Below are 15211 nucleotides of genomic sequence, written 5' to 3' on the forward strand. Positions count from 1 at the left end.
ATCGCCTGAAAACGGTCAGTTATGGTGAAGAGAGGCCATTTGCTGTCGGTCATGATGAGGAGTCATGGGCCCAGAACAGAAGAGCACACTTTGTAGCCGAGTAGTATTGCCTGTTCAGGTTGTGATCTATCAGGGGGCAGGCTGAACCGGGCGTGCCCCCGTTTTTTTATTAATGCTAAAATGACGATTGAACGATGAGAAAAACAGTAAATGGCATCTTTATTCTTGCCTTGATGGTGACGGCGGGATGTTCGTCAAAAAGCGCAGTGACCTCAACAGAGAGCACTGGCGGCAGCACCTCTTCAGAGAGTTCTGCACTCTCATCTCCGGCACAGCCCTCTACACCGACAGGATATGGATTCGACAAGTATCAGACAGGACCGCTCGGTGATGTGTTTTTTGATTTTGACAGCTCCACACTCGGCACCGAAGCTCAGGGACAGTTGAAACAGAATTCCGAGTGGCTTGGAAGCAACACAGCCAAAGGGGCTCTGATTGAAGGTCATTGTGATTCGAGAGGTACCGCAGAGTATAATCTTGCACTTGGAGAACGCAGAGCGGCAACAGCGAAGGAGTATCTGGTAAAACTAGGAGTTGCAGCCTCCCGCCTTGAATCTGTCAGTTATGGTGAAGAGCGCCCTTTCGATGCTGCCCAGAATGATGAGGCATGGGCAAAAAACAGGCGTGCGCATTTTGTGATAAAATAACAGGGGCGTTCAAGCCGTACCCTGGAGTAGCTCTGGAGCTGACAAACGGAAACAGGTATTAGTGTAAGTTTTGAATCAATCAATGTTGTCGATATCCATGAATACAAAGATTAAACCGTTTCTACTCTTTCCCTTTTTTCTGCTTTCGGCATGTGCTTCAAAGCAGGAGCTTGTTGTTGTCAAAGACGATCTCCTGAAACTGAAAACAGATTCTGAGACCATTAAAACACAAACGGCAGTCTCCTATTCGGATGTACAGCAGATTCGTGATGAGGTTGCACGCCTGCAGGGCAGTATTGAAGAGGCCAGGTACAATAACAGCAAAACATTCGGTCGTCTTGGCATGGAGGACTCTCTGCTTGTGCACAAGTTTGATGATCTCGATTCACGGCTGCAGAAAATCGAGAGTTATCTTGGACTCGACAAAGATGCGAAAGCCCCTACGGCAGTGTCAAAGCCAAAGAGCAGTGCCGTAACTGACACGCTGAAAACGACGGAGATCTCTCCTGAAAAGAAACTGCTGGATGAAGGGGTTGTGCTGTTCGGAAAAAAGAGCTATAGCGCAGCACGGGAAAGTTTTGGCAAACTTATACAGGGCTATCCGAAATCACCCCTTCTCTCTGACGCGCAGTTTTATCTTGCGGAGAGCTATTTTCTGGAGAAATGGTTTGAAAAGGCCATTCTGGAATATCAGGTGGTTATTGCCAAATATACCAAAAGCAGCAAGCGTCCGGCAGCGCTCTTCAAGCAGGCGATCTGTTTCGAGAAGATTGGCGATACAGCGAGTGCCAAGGCACGATACAGCAGTCTTGTGAGTGTATATCCAGCTTCTCCGGAAGCAAAACTGGCAAAAAAGAAACTCCCGTAGAGATAAAAAAAATGCCATGCAAAAGTGATGCATGGCATTGAAAAGGGGATGTCGCAAGCTTGTAGAACAAGAGGCATTGCCTCCTGTTACTTGAAAAACTTGTCCAGGGTATAGACTTGGCGGTCAATTTCAACGGCGAGCTGCTGGTGCAGTGAGTCATAAAAGACCGGAATATCCCTCATGGTCCACTTGATTCCCCGCTTGTCAAAGTCGATGACATACCGGTTCTCATTGTCAAGAACCTTCTGTTTCAGGTCAATTCCGATATCTGGTTGTGTGGTCAAAACAAACAACTCTATCTCACCTGAAATGATTTTACTGATTATCTCAGGTGTCGGCGACAACTTTCTGCGTCCGGATGCAGGGCAGATCTGGATCTGAAGTTTCCCGTAGTTGTCCCTTTTTGCCGTGGTGATATAATATTTCTTGGTTTTATGCGCCGCATTTCCCGACCATGGTCCTGCTGTACTGACCCTGACCTGGTTTGTAGCGGTATTCGGACGGCTGAGCTGAGATCGCATCGTTTGCACGGTTAAAATTTGCAAATAGAACACCTTTTGGTGTTCCGCGTTCAACATGGTTAAATTAGCAAATCAAGGTTAAATAACAAAGGGATTCATAACGAATCCCTTTGTTTCTGATGAGCTTGTGTTGACAAGCTTACTTCTCTTTGTCATCAATGACTTCATACTCGGCATTTTCAACTTCACCATCTCCGCCGCTTTTTCTCTTTTCTCCTTCCGACTGAGGAGCCGGCTCGGAATGAGCAGCTTCAGACTGAGGTGACTGGTAGAGCTGTGAAGCAATCTCGCTCCACTCCTTGTTGACCTCTTCCATAGCGCTCTTGATGGATTCAATAGTGCCGTTTTTGTAAGCCTCCCGGAGTTTATCAAGGGAGCCTTCAAGTGCCGGGCGTTTTTCTGCCGGTATTTTATCACCCAGCTCCTTCAGCTGTTTTTCCGTGCTGAAAATGAGCGAGTCAGCCACGTTTCTTGTGTCAATCTCCTCCTTGCGTTTCTGATCTTCGGCAGCATGCTCTTTGGCATCAGTCTTCATTTTTTCGATCTCTGCATCGCTCAGTTTGCTGCTCGACTCAATTTTAATGCTCTGCTCTTTTCCTGTTGCCTTGTCTTTTGCCGACACACTCAGGATACCGTTTGAGTCGATATCGAAGGTGACTTCGATTTGTGGAATACCTCTTGGAGAGGGGGGAATATCACCAAGATGGAACCGTCCAAGTGTTTTGTTGTCCGTGGCCATCGGGCGCTCTCCCTGAAGGACATGGACCTCAACTGAAGTCTGGTTGTCACCTGCGGTTGAGAATACCTCCTGCTTTCTGGTCGGAATGGTGGTGTTTGCATCAATGAGCCTGGTCATGACACCGCCAAGGGTCTCTATACCCAGAGAGAGCGGAGTGACATCAAGCAGAAGCACATCGGTTACATCACCTTTAAGCACACCGCCCTGAATGGCTGCGCCGATTGCAACAACCTCATCAGGATTGACGCTTCTGTTCGGCTCTTTTCCGAAGAACTCCTTGACAAGAGCCTGAACCTTTGGTATGCGGGTTGATCCGCCGACAAGCACAACCTCATCAATATCCTTCATGTCAACCTTTGAATTCTTGATTGCACGATGGCAGGGATCAAGAATCTTGTCGAACAGCTCAGCGCTCAAGGCCTCAAATTTTGCCCTGGTCAGATTGATGACAAGGTGTTTCGGGCCCTCCTGGGTTGCGGTAATAAAGGGGAGGTTGATTTCCGTATCCGTTCTTGATGAGAGCTCTATTTTAGCTTTTTCAGCCGCCTCTTTCAGGCGCTGAAGAGCAATGGCATCATTGCGAAGATCAATACCCTCCTGTTTCTTGAACTCATCTGCCAGATAATCAATAATTTTCTGGTCAAAGTCATCGCCGCCGAGATGGGTGTCGCCATCGGTTGATTTGACTTCAAAAACGCCATCTCCAAGCTCAAGAATGGAGATATCAAATGTTCCGCCACCAAGATCGAAGACGGCAACCTTTTCATTCTCCTTTTTCCGGTCAAGTCCGTAGGCCAGAGCTGCGGCAGTCGGTTCGTTGATAATGCGCTTGACATCAAGGCCGGCAATGCGTCCTGCATCTTTGGTCGCCTGTCTCTGAGCGTCGTTGAAATAAGCCGGAACGGTAATGACCGCTTCGGTTACCTTCTCTCCGAGGAAATCTTCGGCTGTCTGCTTCATTTTCTGCAGAATCATTGCAGAAACCTCCTGTGGAGAGTAGATCTTGTCGTTGATTTTTACCCTTGCTTCACCACTTTCGTTGATGATTTCATATGGGGCCATTTTTTTCTCGTTCGGGACCTCATCATATTTGCGTCCCATAAAACGCTTGATTGAGAAAATGGTGTTTTTCGGATTGGTTATAGCCTGTCTTTTTGCCGCCTGTCCAACAAGACGATCACCTGTTTTGGTCAGGGCAATAATTGATGGTGTAGTACGGTTGCCTTCTGAATTTTCAATAACTGTAGGCTGAGTTCCCTGCATGACCGCTACACAGGAGTTCGTAGTGCCAAGGTCGATGCCGATAATTTTTCCCATGATTTCTTTTCCTTTTCTTTGATAGTGTATGAAAATGATGAGTTTTGGAGGGTTGCCCGCAAAACCCGAATAGTGATTCCGGCGTTATTTGATTGCAATCTCTTTTGTTCTTCCTGCAGGACGTGCTTTTGGCAGTGTTATGCAAAGCATTCCACTCTCAAAGTCAGCCTGGATGTTATCCTGATCGATTATTTCGCCAAGATTGAAGCTTCTTGAAAAAGTGCCATAAGTCCGCTCAATCCGGTGGTAATCCTTTTTTGAATCTTCTGTTACCTGTTTTCTTTCGGCCTTTATGGTCAGAACATCATCCTCGATATTGAGTCCTATCTGCTCCTTTGCTATTCCCGGAAGTTCTGCCTCTATATGAAATGCAGTTTCGTCTTCAGCAATATCAACCTTGAATGCAGGTGCCGTGGGCAATTGTGATCCTGACCAGATATCGTCAAACAGTTTCATCGGGTCTTTTGATAGTTTTACCAGCATAGTATTCTCCTTGTAATCTCTTGCTTGTTATGAGTAGTGTGATTATTGGCAGCTCTGTCATACAGCAGCTTGACTATTAATCATCAATTACCGTGCCAATGCCGAAAAAAGCTTGTCGCCCGCTTTTTCAGAACAGAAAATGTCATACTTGTGATCATTGTGTCAGGCTTACGCGCGCGAGTGCTGACAAAATGTCAGTAAGCGGGTGAGTAGAGTTGAACGGCTTCAAGCGGGATGAGGAGAGCGAGCCGGGGTCTTAAACCGGGCGGTATACAGGGGGTGAGAACGACGAGGTAAAACCGGTACGCTCAAGGGGATCGGAGCGCTACCGGTTTTGTGTAATCCTGCTGATCACTTGTGTTGATCGTATCGGGTCATGCTGCGGCCTGGAGAGGGCCACAGCTTGCAGGGTGTTCATTCAAAGAGGAGGGTGTCTTCATGCTCGGTAGCAGGAATACTGGTGAGCTGCATATTTGAATTCACAAGCGATTGCGGCGCTTTAAACTGAACAATCCGCTCCTTGATGATCATCTTTGTTTTCTTTGCCTCTCTGAACTCCTCATGGCACTCCTTGCATTCGGAGAGATGCGCCAGAAAATCCTGCTCCTCCTTAAGATTCAGCTCGGAGTCTACTGCAGCACTCATAAGTACGCGGGCTTTTTTGCAGTTCATATTAAAAAAATTATACGTATTGATTTTATTGATCAGCATTCGTATTGAACCCGTATTTCTTTGCATAGCTTTCAAGCTGTACCCGAAGCAGTTTTCTTCCTCTGTACAATCTTGAACGAACAGTACCAATAGGGCTTTCTACCATGTTGGCAATCTCTTCATAGGTAAACCCCTCAATATCACACAACTGAATAACCTCTCTGAACTCTTCAGGCAGAGAGTGCAATGCCTGATAAACCTCTTCATGGAGCAAAGAGTGGAAATAATCGCTCTCCGCTTCAGTGGTATCACTCCGGGTATCCTTGATTGAATGATAAAAATCCTTTATAAGATCGTAATCAACCTTTCCCGGTTCTCTTGAGTTTTTACGAAAACGGTTGATATAGTTGTTTTTCAGGATTTTAAACAGCCATGCCTTGCAGTTTGTTCCCCGTTCAAAGGAATTAAAAAAACGATAGGCCTTGAGGTAGGTCTCCTGCACAAGATCCTCCGCATCGTCAGGATTCATGGTCATGTGCAGAGCGTAATTGTATAAGGAGTTGAGATGCACAACAGCCTCTTTTTGAAACTCAAGCTGTTTTTGCTGTTCTTCCCTGGAGAGAGAGCCCTTTTTTGTTTTTATCTGACGAACCGGTTCATTTTTTTTCATATGATCACATCATCCTTGTTCTGTCATTGCTTAACGTGCTTGTCGCTGACTTCGCAAAATAATTATAAAAAATATATTTTAGGTCAATTAAAGGTACCCTTTATAAATTGTTATGAGCGCTTTGAGCAGGCGGCGGATGGAGTCCGGACTGGTCGGGATAATCAATTTATACAGAGCAGCCCTGAAAGGTGATTCAAGAACTTCCGGTCTAAATCCTGATACATGACTTCATCACACGAATCTGCCGATGTTATTATTATCGGCGCCGGTATCGGAGGACTTACAGCCGCGGCGCTGCTTCAGGAACGGGGTATTTCAACACTTGTTTTTGAAAAGAACCCTTTTCCGGGAGGAAGCTGTTCCGCCTTTCAGAGAGCAGGGTACTCTTTTGATGCCGGTGCTTCGGTCTTTTACGGCTTTGGTGAAAACGGCAGCAGCGGAACACTTAATCTGCATACAAGAATTTTCAGGAAACTTGGCATCCAGGTAAAGACAATTCACGATCCTGTTCAGATTCATTATCATCTGCCCAATGATTTTGCTGTTTCAGCCTCCTATGATCGCAAGACCTTTCTCGATGCACTGATCGATCGTTTTCCCTCTGAAGCCGACGGGATAAGAGCGTTTTACCGCGAGCTTGATGATGTCCATGCTATTCTCAGTTCACTACCTGCCGGTTCTCTTGAGGATGTGAACCACCTTCTCACTGTCGGCGCCGGTTATCCGCTCAAAACCATCTCGCTTGCCCTGAAGACATTTCGCTCAATGGGTAAAACCGCACGCCGATATATCCGGGATGAGGAGCTGCTCCGCTTTATTGACATTGAAGCCTACTCCTGGGCGGTTCAGGATGCTGTTTCGACACCGCTTGTCAATGCCGGTATCTGCCTTGCTGATCGTCATTATGGCGGCATAAACTATCCGGTCGGCGGTTCCGGAGCAATTCCGAAGGCGCTTTGCCGTGGAATTGAGAAGTTCGGCGGCCAGATACGATTTCAGTCAGCGGTGAGTGCAATTCTTGTTGAAAACGGAGAGGCCCGGGGAGTCAGACTTGCTGACGGTTCCGAATATTTCGCAAAAGCCGTTATCAGTAACGCCACCGTCTGGGATACCTTCAACAGGCTTATTTCGGACTCTCGATACCGGGTTGAAAAAGAGCGGTTTCAGCAGGCACCAAGCTGGTTTCAGCTTTTTCTTGGTGTAGACAGCTCGGTTATTCCTGCTGATTTCGCTGTTCATCATATTCTTGTTGATGACTGGCAATGCTATAACCAGCCGGGCGGAACAATCTATTTCTCTTCGCCCACCATGCTTGATCCGTCACTTGCCCCTGCAGGCAAGCACATTGTGCATGCTTTTGTTACAGCCGAAATGGATGCATGGCAGCAGTACGACAGGGGAGGGAGCGAATACCTCGAAGCGAAGGAGCGGTTTGCCGAGCGGATTATTGCCAGAACGGAGCGGATCCTTCCAGGGCTTGCACATGCGGTTGAGCTGAAGGTGCTTGCCACTCCGCTTACCCATGAACGCTATCTTAACCGCTTTAACGGATCATATGGCCCCTTGCTCAGACCGGGTCAGAATATTCTGCAGAAACCCCAGAATACCACGCCGGTGAAAAATCTGTTTGCGGTTGGTGACAGCACCTTTCCGGGTCAGGGAGTTATTGCTGTGACCTATTCGGGGGTCTCCTGTGCATCCTATATAGCCAGAAAATTCGGAACTCCTCTTGAAGAGCTTGTTTAGCAGGCGGCAAGCAGCATATCAATCTCACGGTAGGGGAAATCGGTAAGCTCGGAAAGAATTTTTTTGGTGACGTAGCCCCTGAAAATATAGGTTCCTTTTCTCAGACTGTGGCTTTTCCATAGGATATCCGAGATGGTTTCGTGATCGGTCAGTTTGAGTATAAAGGGGAGCAGGGTGTTGGTAAGGGCGAATGATGCTGTTTTGGCTACGGCGGAAGGAATATTCGGGACACAATAATGGGTAACGCCATGCTTTACATAGATCGGATTGGTATGTGAGGTGTGGCGGCTGGTGGCAAAGCATGCGCCCTGGTCAATGGAGACATCAATAATAACCGATCCGGGCTTCATTGACTTGACTACCTGTTCACTGACCAGTGGTTTGATGATCTTCTTTTTCGGGCTTAACGCACCGATCATGACATCCGAGGTTTTGGCAAGCTCTGAAATGTAGTGATCGTTGGCTATAGCCGTGACAAGATGACGATTGAAAAAAGCCTCAAACCGTCGCAACCGGTTAATCTCCTTGTCGATAACGGTAACCTGTGCTCCAAGCCCGAGAGCATCCTGAGCAGCAAACAGCCCTACGGTTCCGGCTCCGATAATGGTGACATGCGCCGGTGGGACACCTGCAATTCCTCCAAGCAGAATACCGCTTCCTCCATAACCGGTTTCAAGGTATTTTGCAGCAGTCTGAATCGCCAGTGAGCCGGCTATTTCACTCAGCGTTCTGACAATCGGCAATTCACCATCCCTTGTCTCTATAAATTCAAATCCAAGAGCGGTGATATTTTTTTCGAGAAGTGTTTTCAGTAACTGCGGGCTGACCGTTCCAAGATGGAGTGCGGAGATAAGCATCTGGCCGGGCATAAAGAGCGAAAGTTCCTCCGGCTGAGGGGGTGAGACCTTGACAATGACGTTTGATTGTTCAAACAAAGTCTCGGGTGTTTCGGCGATAATTGCACCCGCTTCAGCGTAATCGAAATCAGTGAAGTTGCAGAAGTTCCCGGCTGATTTTTCTATCATAACCTTGATACCGTGCTCAACCAGTATCTGAACACCGGGAGGTGAAATAGCTACCCGTCGTTCATCCTGAGCCCGTTCTCTGGGAATTCCGAGAACAATGCTCATGGTTTTTTCGGGTTTGATAAGCCAGCGTTCAAGCGTTTTTGCGCCAAGTTCAAACTCAATGCTTTCGATATCGGATGAGTAGCCCATCAGGAGTTCACGGTTTGGTCCCTCTCTTACGTTTTCTTCCGACCATGTCGGGACTTGCGCACTTATTAAAGCGTTTCCTCTTTGTCATCAGGTCTGTTTCAGGAACAGGAGAAACACTACTTTACTGATATTTTTACCGACTCAATCGCCTTTGTTTCGCTGGCGCTGCTGCACGAACAGGTTGTTCCCGGCAGATGCAGGTGTCCGCCTGAAATCGAGCATACAGCATCTGCTGCGCCTTTCACTGTGCCTTTGACTCCTTCGGCAAGCAGGGAGCCGGGGTACTGCAGAAAAGGAAATGTTTCCATAAAGGTGTTTGACAGAAGCAGTGATGCCTGAACGAGTCCGTTGCCGATTTTTGAGAGGGAGTCACCGGGGTTCATCTGCCCTTTTTTGACTCGTTCAAAAAGGTTTCCGGCACCTTCAGGCAGTTTGTTCGTTACATTATAACCGATGGTACGGGCATAGGTTACAAAGCCTGGAATGTTGAGCCCGAGCACAATGCGCCGCAGATGCTCAGCGCGCGAAAGCACACTGAGTGGTCCCTCTTTGACGATAACACTTTGACAGGCAAGTCGTCCTCCCTCCTGAAAAAGTTTCTCTGAAATAAAGGCTTTTTCGATGTTGTTCGGTGCCGAAAGCGTCCCCTTGCCCTCCCTGACATAGACAAAACAGCTCTGGCAGATGCCGTTGCCACCGCAAATATAGCCAATATGGCACTTGTTATGCTGAGCTGCATCCAACAGACGCTCACCAATCCGGGCTTCGCACGGCCGGTCGTTGATAGTGATGATCATGGGTATCGGAGTTAGGTGTGAGTGATAAAACCATCCTTTATCCCTTTATGATGGAATATAAGCAATTTCATTGCTGCACCCGTCAAACCTTCCCTTTCCCTGTGGAAGAAAAATATTTGACGGGTGCGCATGTTTTCTCAGGCTTGAGCGCCCTGTTTAGCTCTAGGTTCAGTCGCTTCGCTGAGCTGGCTATGTGTGTTGGCCGAGTCAATATGGCCTATTATTTTACACTCCGCTTTCGCTGGGCAAGCTGGCTGTAGGGCATCCACCACAAGCTGCAGTGCACTTCCGATTCCACCGATAATATCCGAGAGCAACTGCCAGAGATCAAAACTTCTTGTCGACTGTAACTGCATGGTATCGGGGAACTTTACGAGTGCCTCCCATCCCATTTTTCCGGCATATCCCGGCAGTTGCAGCGGGTTTTTTTCAAACATCTCCTTAACCTGTTCAACCGTCGAAACGATCTCAATGGTTCCCGGTTTTTCAACCGTGGTCAGGCATGCCATTCTTGTTCCCTCTTTTATCAGGGTATCAGAGAGTAATGCTTTTTCGGAGTCACTGATGGGTGAAAGCAGTTCACTCCCTTTTTTTACGGTAACATAACAGGTCTGACAGATACCATTTCCGCCACAGAAGTAGCCGATATGAGCATGGTTTATGCGGGCAACATCAATGAGCCGTTCTCCCGATTCAGCTTCATAACTTTTACCATTTATAATGATAGTCATGTTGTGTCTGGTTTTAATTTAAAAGTGCACTAAAACAATCCTAATTCCTAACAACGGAGTAGTACCAAAAGTTGCTCTTCACAGGATGATTATTCTATCAGGTCAATAATGTGCCGGAAACCTATACTCCTGGCGCTCATCGGGGAGTTTAAGGGAGTGTGAGGTTTTCATGCCGTCAGCTCTTTTGATGCCCGATCAAGTTTTTTCAGCAGATCAGTATAACGCTTGAGCAGCATGCAGGGGGATGTGTCGGCCGAAGCAGGGTGATGCAGCACCAGCTTTATTTTTTTCTCCATTTTAAATCCCGGACGGTACTCCTGCATCCAGGGCTCCTGGACAGACAGAAAGAGATACTGGAAAAACTCACGGTTTGCAAGGTGTTCATTGTCATGACCCGGGAGCAGAAGGGTAAAGCTCTTCGGCTGGATGTCGATTTTTTCAAGCCCGAGGGATGATGCCGTAAGTTTGAGTTTTGTCAGGAGCAGCAGGGTTGCCACCTCTTCGGGCAGAGCACCGAAACGGTCCCTGAGCTCCCCGGAAAGGGCTTCAACTGCCTCTTCTGATGGAGCTTTGGAGATTTTTTCATAAAAGGCAAACCGCTCATGGGTTGCATGAATAAAGTAATCGGGAATGAGTGCATCAAAAAAGAAGAGCAGGTCACAGCTTTTTAATGGTTTCGGTGCCGGTTTTCCATCAGTTAAGAAGAGATGACTGAAGGTGGTTGACTTCAGCTCGGCAACGGTCTCTTCAAGCATTTTCTGATAGAGATCAAATCCGAGTTCATGAATATACCCGGACTGCTCGGCGCCGAGCAGATTGCCCGCACCACGGATATCGAGATCGCGCAGGGCAATATTGAAGCCTGATCCGAGCTCGGTGAAGCTTTCGATCACCGCAAGCCGCTGTACAGCATCCCGTTTCAGGGTGTGGAGCGGCGGGGTGATCAGGTAGCAGTAAGCTTTCCGGTCGCTTCTGCCGACCCTGCCGCGCAACTGGTAGAGGTCGGAAAGGCCGAACATGTCCGCCCGGTTGATGATAATGGTATTGGCATTGGAGATATCCAGACCCGAGCCGATGATGGTGGTGGAGATCAGGACATCAACCTCCTTCTGCATAAAGTCCATCATAACCTTTTCAAGCTCTTTCGGCGCCATCTGACCATGAGCAAAGACGATGCGTGCAGAGGGGACAAGCTCCCTCAGGGTTAGCTGTACCTCTTCAAGGCCGGAAATCCGGTTGTGCAGAAAGAAAACCTGGCCTTCACGCCTGATCTCCCGCTGGATCGCCGATTGAATCAGGGCCGTGTCATAATCGGTTATGAGTGTTTCAACCGGCTGACGGTTTTTCGGAGGTGTCGAAACAATGGAAAGGTCACGCGCTCCCAGCATTGAGAATTGGAGGGTTCTCGGTATCGGTGTTGCCGACATGGTAAGGGTGTCAACACCGGGGAACTGCTCCCGGAGTTTCTCTTTGACCTCGACGCCGAAGTGCTGCTCTTCGTCAATAACAAGCAGACCGAGATCCTGGAAGAGCACATCTTTCGATACAAGACGGTGGGTGCCGATGACAATATCAATCTGGCCCGCTTTTATTTTTTTAAGCAGCTCAATCTGATCCTTGCGCGGCACAAAACGGCTCAGAACCGCTATGGCAATCGGAAAATTTTCAAACCGCCTGGTAAAGGATTCGGCATGCTGGTGTGCGAGAATAGTCGTCGGAGTCAGAACCGCAACCTGTTTTTTTGACTCTACCGCCTTGAATGCCGCCCGCATGGCAATCTCGGTTTTTCCAAATCCTGCGTCCCCGCAAATCAGCCGGTCCATCGGATGAGGCGCCTCCATATCCTTTTTAACCTCAACAATTGCCCGATGCTGATCGGGTGTCTCCTCGAAAATAAAAGAGGCTTCAAATTCCCGCATGAAAATGGAGTCCGCAGCAAAGGCAAAACCGGACTGCATTTTTCTCTGGGCGTATATTTTGATCAGGTTTATGGCTGTATCGCGGAGCTTTCCGCGGACTTTTTCCTTTTTTGCGGCCCATTTCGAACTTCCGAGTTTTGAGAGCGAGGGAAGTGAGCCTTCGGATGCGGTATACTTTGAGAGCAGGTTAATGTTCTGCACATTGACGAAGAGCTGATCGCCCCCCTCATACTCCACAAGTACCGACTCCTGCTCGGAATTACCGACGGTTATGGTCTCAAGGGATTTGAAAATACCGATGCCGTAATCTTCATGAACAACATAATCGCCCACTTTGAGCTTCTGGAGATCCTTAAGTGATATCCCCCGGATTTTTCGCTTGCGATGGGCTTTGTGGGTATGCAGCTTGCCGAAGATGTCGGATTCGGTATAGAGGTCAAGAGAGCCGAAGGTAAACCCGGTGTGCAGGTTGAGCGGAAGCCAGCTTGCGTCATGCAGGGCTGATCCTCCCGAATCTGTCATCTCTTCGGCGAGGAAGTCGGTCAGTTCTCCTATTTCGCGTCGTGAACTGGTTGCAAAGAGCGGTTTTCTTTTTTTACCCGACTCCTGCTGCAGGAGTGAGGCAAGTACGCGGAAGTTTGCATTGAGTTTTTTCTGCGGGCCGGAACCGAACTCAATACCGGAAGGCGCCGAGTGCATGATCCATATACACCGGAACCGGGAGAGTGCAGCCGAAAGCGCTTCATGGTTATCCAGTGCTGCAAAATCGATCGTGTCATCAATGATGATAACAGTGGATGGGTCAAGATAATCGAGAATTGTTGTCCCGGTTCCGGAAGCATCGCTCTCTGTTACAATAAAACTGGCGGTAATATCCGCCTCGGCGACCGTTTTTCCTGAGAGCTGGCTGTTGATGTCGAACAGGCGCAGGGAGGTGACGGTGTCGCCGAAAAACTCTATACGCAGCGGCTCTCTTGCTCCGAAAGGGAAGACGTCGATTATGGAGCCGCGAATGGAGAACTCGCCCTCATCCTCAACAAACTCTCGCTGTTCAAAGCTGTTACACTCAAGAAACTGCTTCAGGTTTGTATAGCCCGCAGCTTCATCGGTTTTCAGGTGCAGAATCCGTTTTTTTGCTTCTGCCGGTTTGCAAAGTGCAACATCGAGATCGTCAAAAAAGGAGAGCAGGGCCGATTTTTTCCCTCGCGCCAGTGCTCCTACGGAGAGGGAGAGCTCGTCGGAGGTGTTGCAGATGCTCTCTTTTGGCAGGAGGGCATCAAAATCATTTTCATAGAGTTCGAAGCTCTGCTGGCTGCAAAGCACCATGAGAGAGTCGGGGTGGTCAGTAAAAAGGAGAGCTGCGAGCACTGCCGGGAGCGATCCCTGCAGTCCTGAAATATTGAGAGCGGGAAAACTCCCCTTTACAGAAGGTTTTTCCTGTAAAGCCTTTTTGAGCTGGACGTATGGGCTTGACTGCCTGATGATTTCAAGCAGAAATCCCGGATTTCTCTTGGTAACAGAGGCGCTTTGGAGGTCAGAATCTGATAACGTTTTCATATGAAGCTTACAAAACATATTTTCATGCTTGATCCCGGCAAAACGTGTAACCTTGAAACAAGCACTGGCGGGCAAGCTGCTATATATGGAAAAAATTCTTGAACTGAAAAATCTCAGGACCTGGTACTCTACTGACAACGGTATTGCAAAAGCGGTAGACGGAGTAAGCTTTTCGCTGGGAAGGAACAGAACACTCGGTGTTGTCGGAGAGTCCGGATGCGGAAAATCGGTGACAGCGCTCTCAATTATGCGGCTGATCCCTATGCCTCCAGGCTATTTTGCGGGCGGGGAGATTCTCTGGAAAGGGCGCGATCTCCTGAAGCTTTCTGAAGAGGAGATGCGCAAACTCAGAGGCAACGACATAGCCATGATCTTTCAGGAACCGATGAGTTCACTCAATCCGGTCTTTACCTGCGGCAGCCAGATTATGGAACAACTTCTCAATCACCGCGACATCAGTAAAGCCGAAGCAAAAAACCGATCGGTCGAACTGCTCAATCTGGTCGGGATTCCAAACCCTCTCGAACGGTTCTCCTCCTATCCTCACGAACTCTCAGGCGGAATGCGCCAGCGGGTTATGATTGCCATGGCGCTCTCCTGTAATCCGGCGCTTCTGATCGCTGATGAACCGACTACAGCCCTTGACGTAACCGTTCAGGCGCAGATACTTGACCTTATCGGCAAACTTCAGGGCGAAACAGGGATGAGTGTGATGCTTGTCACCCATGATTTCGGAGTTGTTGCCGAGCTTTGTCAGGATGTTATTGTCATGTATGCATCAAGGATTGTCGAAAAAGGAACCGTTGAACAGCTGTTCACCAATCCGCTTCATCCCTACACCAGGGGCCTTCTGAAATCCATTCCCCGGCTGGGCGCATCAAAAGAGAGGCTTCATGTCATCGAAGGCAATGTTCCCAGTGCGGTCAATCTGCCCGGGGGGTGCCGGTTTGCCGGAAGATGCACGCTCGCCGATGCACACTGCCGCAAGGAGCAGCCGGAACTCCTCTCCTTTGAGTCCGGTCATGAAGCGGCCTGCTGGAAAGCAGGGGCGTGAAGAGGGGAGAAAGTGAACACCCTCTGGACGAAGAAATGGTGGACTAACAATGAACTCAGTGGACAAGATTAAAGAGATTTTTGAGTTGGTGCATTGTAGCGTATGAGATAGCTTTCAAGCGAAACATTGCCGAATACCATCAGGAAAAGGCTATAAAAAAAGAAAAATAGTTTTGTCCATGGAGTCCACAACGTCCATGATCTTCCTGTCCACTGCGTCCACTTGAGTGTCTTG

13 protein-coding genes and 1 pseudogene are annotated in these 15211 nt (G+C 48.4%); 5 read left to right on the forward strand and 9 right to left on the reverse strand.

Annotated features, from left to right (window positions below; all coding sequences use genetic code 11):
• From CFERDRAFT_RS12490 to ybgF, 3 genes and pseudogenes are all read left to right on the forward strand, one after another.
• Positions 1–104: pseudogene (locus CFERDRAFT_RS12490) on the forward strand (peptidoglycan-associated lipoprotein); the annotation flags it as partial.
• A 90-nt stretch (positions 105–194) separates the two neighbouring features.
• On the forward strand, positions 195–707 hold the full coding sequence (gene pal / locus CFERDRAFT_RS09460; RefSeq protein ID WP_006367016.1) for a peptidoglycan-associated lipoprotein Pal: 513 nt from the start codon (positions 195–197) through the stop codon (positions 705–707).
• Positions 708–804: 97 nt separating this feature from the next.
• Positions 805–1575, forward strand: coding sequence for a tol-pal system protein YbgF (ybgF, locus tag CFERDRAFT_RS09465; RefSeq protein ID WP_040433639.1), 771 nt, complete (start codon positions 805–807; stop codon positions 1573–1575).
• Between the two features lie 86 nt (positions 1576–1661).
• Here the strand turns inward: ybgF and pscD are convergent, their stop codons facing one another.
• From pscD to CFERDRAFT_RS09490, 5 genes are all read right to left on the reverse strand, one after another.
• Positions 1662–2096: a photosystem P840 reaction center protein PscD gene (gene pscD / locus CFERDRAFT_RS09470; protein WP_040433640.1), complete on the reverse strand. Its 435-nt coding sequence runs from the start codon at positions 2094–2096 to the stop codon at positions 1662–1664.
• A 139-nt stretch (positions 2097–2235) separates the two neighbouring features.
• Positions 2236–4152, reverse strand: coding sequence for a molecular chaperone DnaK (gene dnaK / locus CFERDRAFT_RS09475; protein WP_006367020.1), 1917 nt, complete (start codon positions 4150–4152; stop codon positions 2236–2238).
• An 84-nt stretch (positions 4153–4236) separates the two neighbouring features.
• The gene (locus CFERDRAFT_RS09480; RefSeq protein WP_006367024.1) at positions 4237–4635 is read right to left on the reverse strand and encodes an Hsp20/alpha crystallin family protein; all 399 of its coding nucleotides are present in this window, start codon (positions 4633–4635) and stop codon (positions 4237–4239) included.
• 414 nt (positions 4636–5049) lie between these two features.
• Positions 5050–5346, reverse strand: a complete 297-nt coding sequence (locus tag CFERDRAFT_RS09485; RefSeq protein ID WP_006367025.1) for an anti-sigma factor family protein — start codon at positions 5344–5346, stop codon at positions 5050–5052.
• Entirely contained in the window at positions 5333–5956 is a 624-nt protein-coding gene (locus CFERDRAFT_RS09490; protein ID WP_006367026.1) for a sigma-70 family RNA polymerase sigma factor, read from the reverse strand. The genes CFERDRAFT_RS09485 and CFERDRAFT_RS09490 overlap by 14 nt, the downstream gene beginning before the upstream one ends.
• Before the next feature lie 222 nt (positions 5957–6178).
• Here CFERDRAFT_RS09490 and CFERDRAFT_RS09495 point away from each other — a divergent pair, with 222 nt between their 5' ends.
• The gene (locus CFERDRAFT_RS09495) at positions 6179–7702 is read left to right on the forward strand and encodes a phytoene desaturase family protein (protein ID WP_006367028.1); all 1524 of its coding nucleotides are present in this window, start codon (positions 6179–6181) and stop codon (positions 7700–7702) included.
• On the opposite strand, the gene CFERDRAFT_RS09500 is transcribed toward CFERDRAFT_RS09495, so the two are convergent.
• From CFERDRAFT_RS09500 to mfd, 4 genes are all read right to left on the reverse strand, one after another.
• Positions 7699–8919 carry an alanine dehydrogenase gene (locus CFERDRAFT_RS09500; protein WP_006367027.1) on the reverse strand — a complete coding sequence of 407 codons (1221 nt, stop codon included), beginning with the start codon at positions 8917–8919 and terminating at the stop codon, positions 7699–7701. The genes CFERDRAFT_RS09495 and CFERDRAFT_RS09500 overlap by 4 nt on opposite strands.
• Positions 8920–9035: 116 nt before the next feature.
• Entirely contained in the window at positions 9036–9716 is a 681-nt protein-coding gene (locus CFERDRAFT_RS09505; RefSeq protein WP_006367029.1) for a 2Fe-2S iron-sulfur cluster-binding protein, read from the reverse strand.
• Positions 9717–9853: 137 nt separating this feature from the next.
• The gene (locus CFERDRAFT_RS09510) at positions 9854–10447 is read right to left on the reverse strand and encodes a 2Fe-2S iron-sulfur cluster-binding protein (RefSeq protein WP_006367030.1); all 594 of its coding nucleotides are present in this window, start codon (positions 10445–10447) and stop codon (positions 9854–9856) included.
• A gap of 167 nt (positions 10448–10614) precedes the next feature.
• The gene (gene mfd, locus CFERDRAFT_RS09515) at positions 10615–13923 is read right to left on the reverse strand and encodes a transcription-repair coupling factor (RefSeq protein WP_040433651.1); all 3309 of its coding nucleotides are present in this window, start codon (positions 13921–13923) and stop codon (positions 10615–10617) included.
• Positions 13924–14008: 85 nt separating this feature from the next.
• Between mfd and CFERDRAFT_RS09520 the strand changes: the two genes are divergently transcribed.
• The gene (locus tag CFERDRAFT_RS09520) at positions 14009–14977 is read left to right on the forward strand and encodes an ABC transporter ATP-binding protein (RefSeq protein ID WP_006367032.1); all 969 of its coding nucleotides are present in this window, start codon (positions 14009–14011) and stop codon (positions 14975–14977) included.
• Positions 14978–15211: the final 234 nt, after the last annotated feature.

The sequence above is a fragment of the Chlorobium ferrooxidans DSM 13031 genome (assembly GCF_000168715.1).
Taxonomy (GTDB): domain Bacteria; phylum Bacteroidota; class Chlorobiia; order Chlorobiales; family Chlorobiaceae; genus Chlorobium; species Chlorobium ferrooxidans.

Coding starts and splice junctions, on each gene's coding strand:
- CFERDRAFT_RS09505 (WP_006367029.1), bottom strand. CDS start 9,716: ATGATCATCACTATCAACGACCGGCCGTGCGAAGCCCGGATTGGTGAG.
- pal (WP_006367016.1), top strand. CDS start 195: ATGAGAAAAACAGTAAATGGCATCTTTATTCTTGCCTTGATGGTGACG.
- CFERDRAFT_RS09480 (WP_006367024.1), bottom strand. CDS start 4,635: ATGCTGGTAAAACTATCAAAAGACCCGATGAAACTGTTTGACGATATC.
- CFERDRAFT_RS09490 (WP_006367026.1), bottom strand. CDS start 5,956: ATGAAAAAAAATGAACCGGTTCGTCAGATAAAAACAAAAAAGGGCTCT.
- CFERDRAFT_RS09520 (WP_006367032.1), top strand. CDS start 14,009: ATGGAAAAAATTCTTGAACTGAAAAATCTCAGGACCTGGTACTCTACT.
- CFERDRAFT_RS09500 (WP_006367027.1), bottom strand. CDS start 8,919: ATGGGCTACTCATCCGATATCGAAAGCATTGAGTTTGAACTTGGCGCA.
- CFERDRAFT_RS09510 (WP_006367030.1), bottom strand. CDS start 10,447: ATGACTATCATTATAAATGGTAAAAGTTATGAAGCTGAATCGGGAGAA.
- CFERDRAFT_RS09485 (WP_006367025.1), bottom strand. CDS start 5,346: ATGCTGATCAATAAAATCAATACGTATAATTTTTTTAATATGAACTGC.
- pscD (WP_040433640.1), bottom strand. CDS start 2,096: ATGCGATCTCAGCTCAGCCGTCCGAATACCGCTACAAACCAGGTCAGG.
- mfd (WP_040433651.1), bottom strand. CDS start 13,923: ATGAAAACGTTATCAGATTCTGACCTCCAAAGCGCCTCTGTTACCAAG.
- CFERDRAFT_RS09495 (WP_006367028.1), top strand. CDS start 6,179: ATGACTTCATCACACGAATCTGCCGATGTTATTATTATCGGCGCCGGT.
- ybgF (WP_040433639.1), top strand. CDS start 805: ATGAATACAAAGATTAAACCGTTTCTACTCTTTCCCTTTTTTCTGCTT.
- dnaK (WP_006367020.1), bottom strand. CDS start 4,152: ATGGGAAAAATTATCGGCATCGACCTTGGCACTACGAACTCCTGTGTA.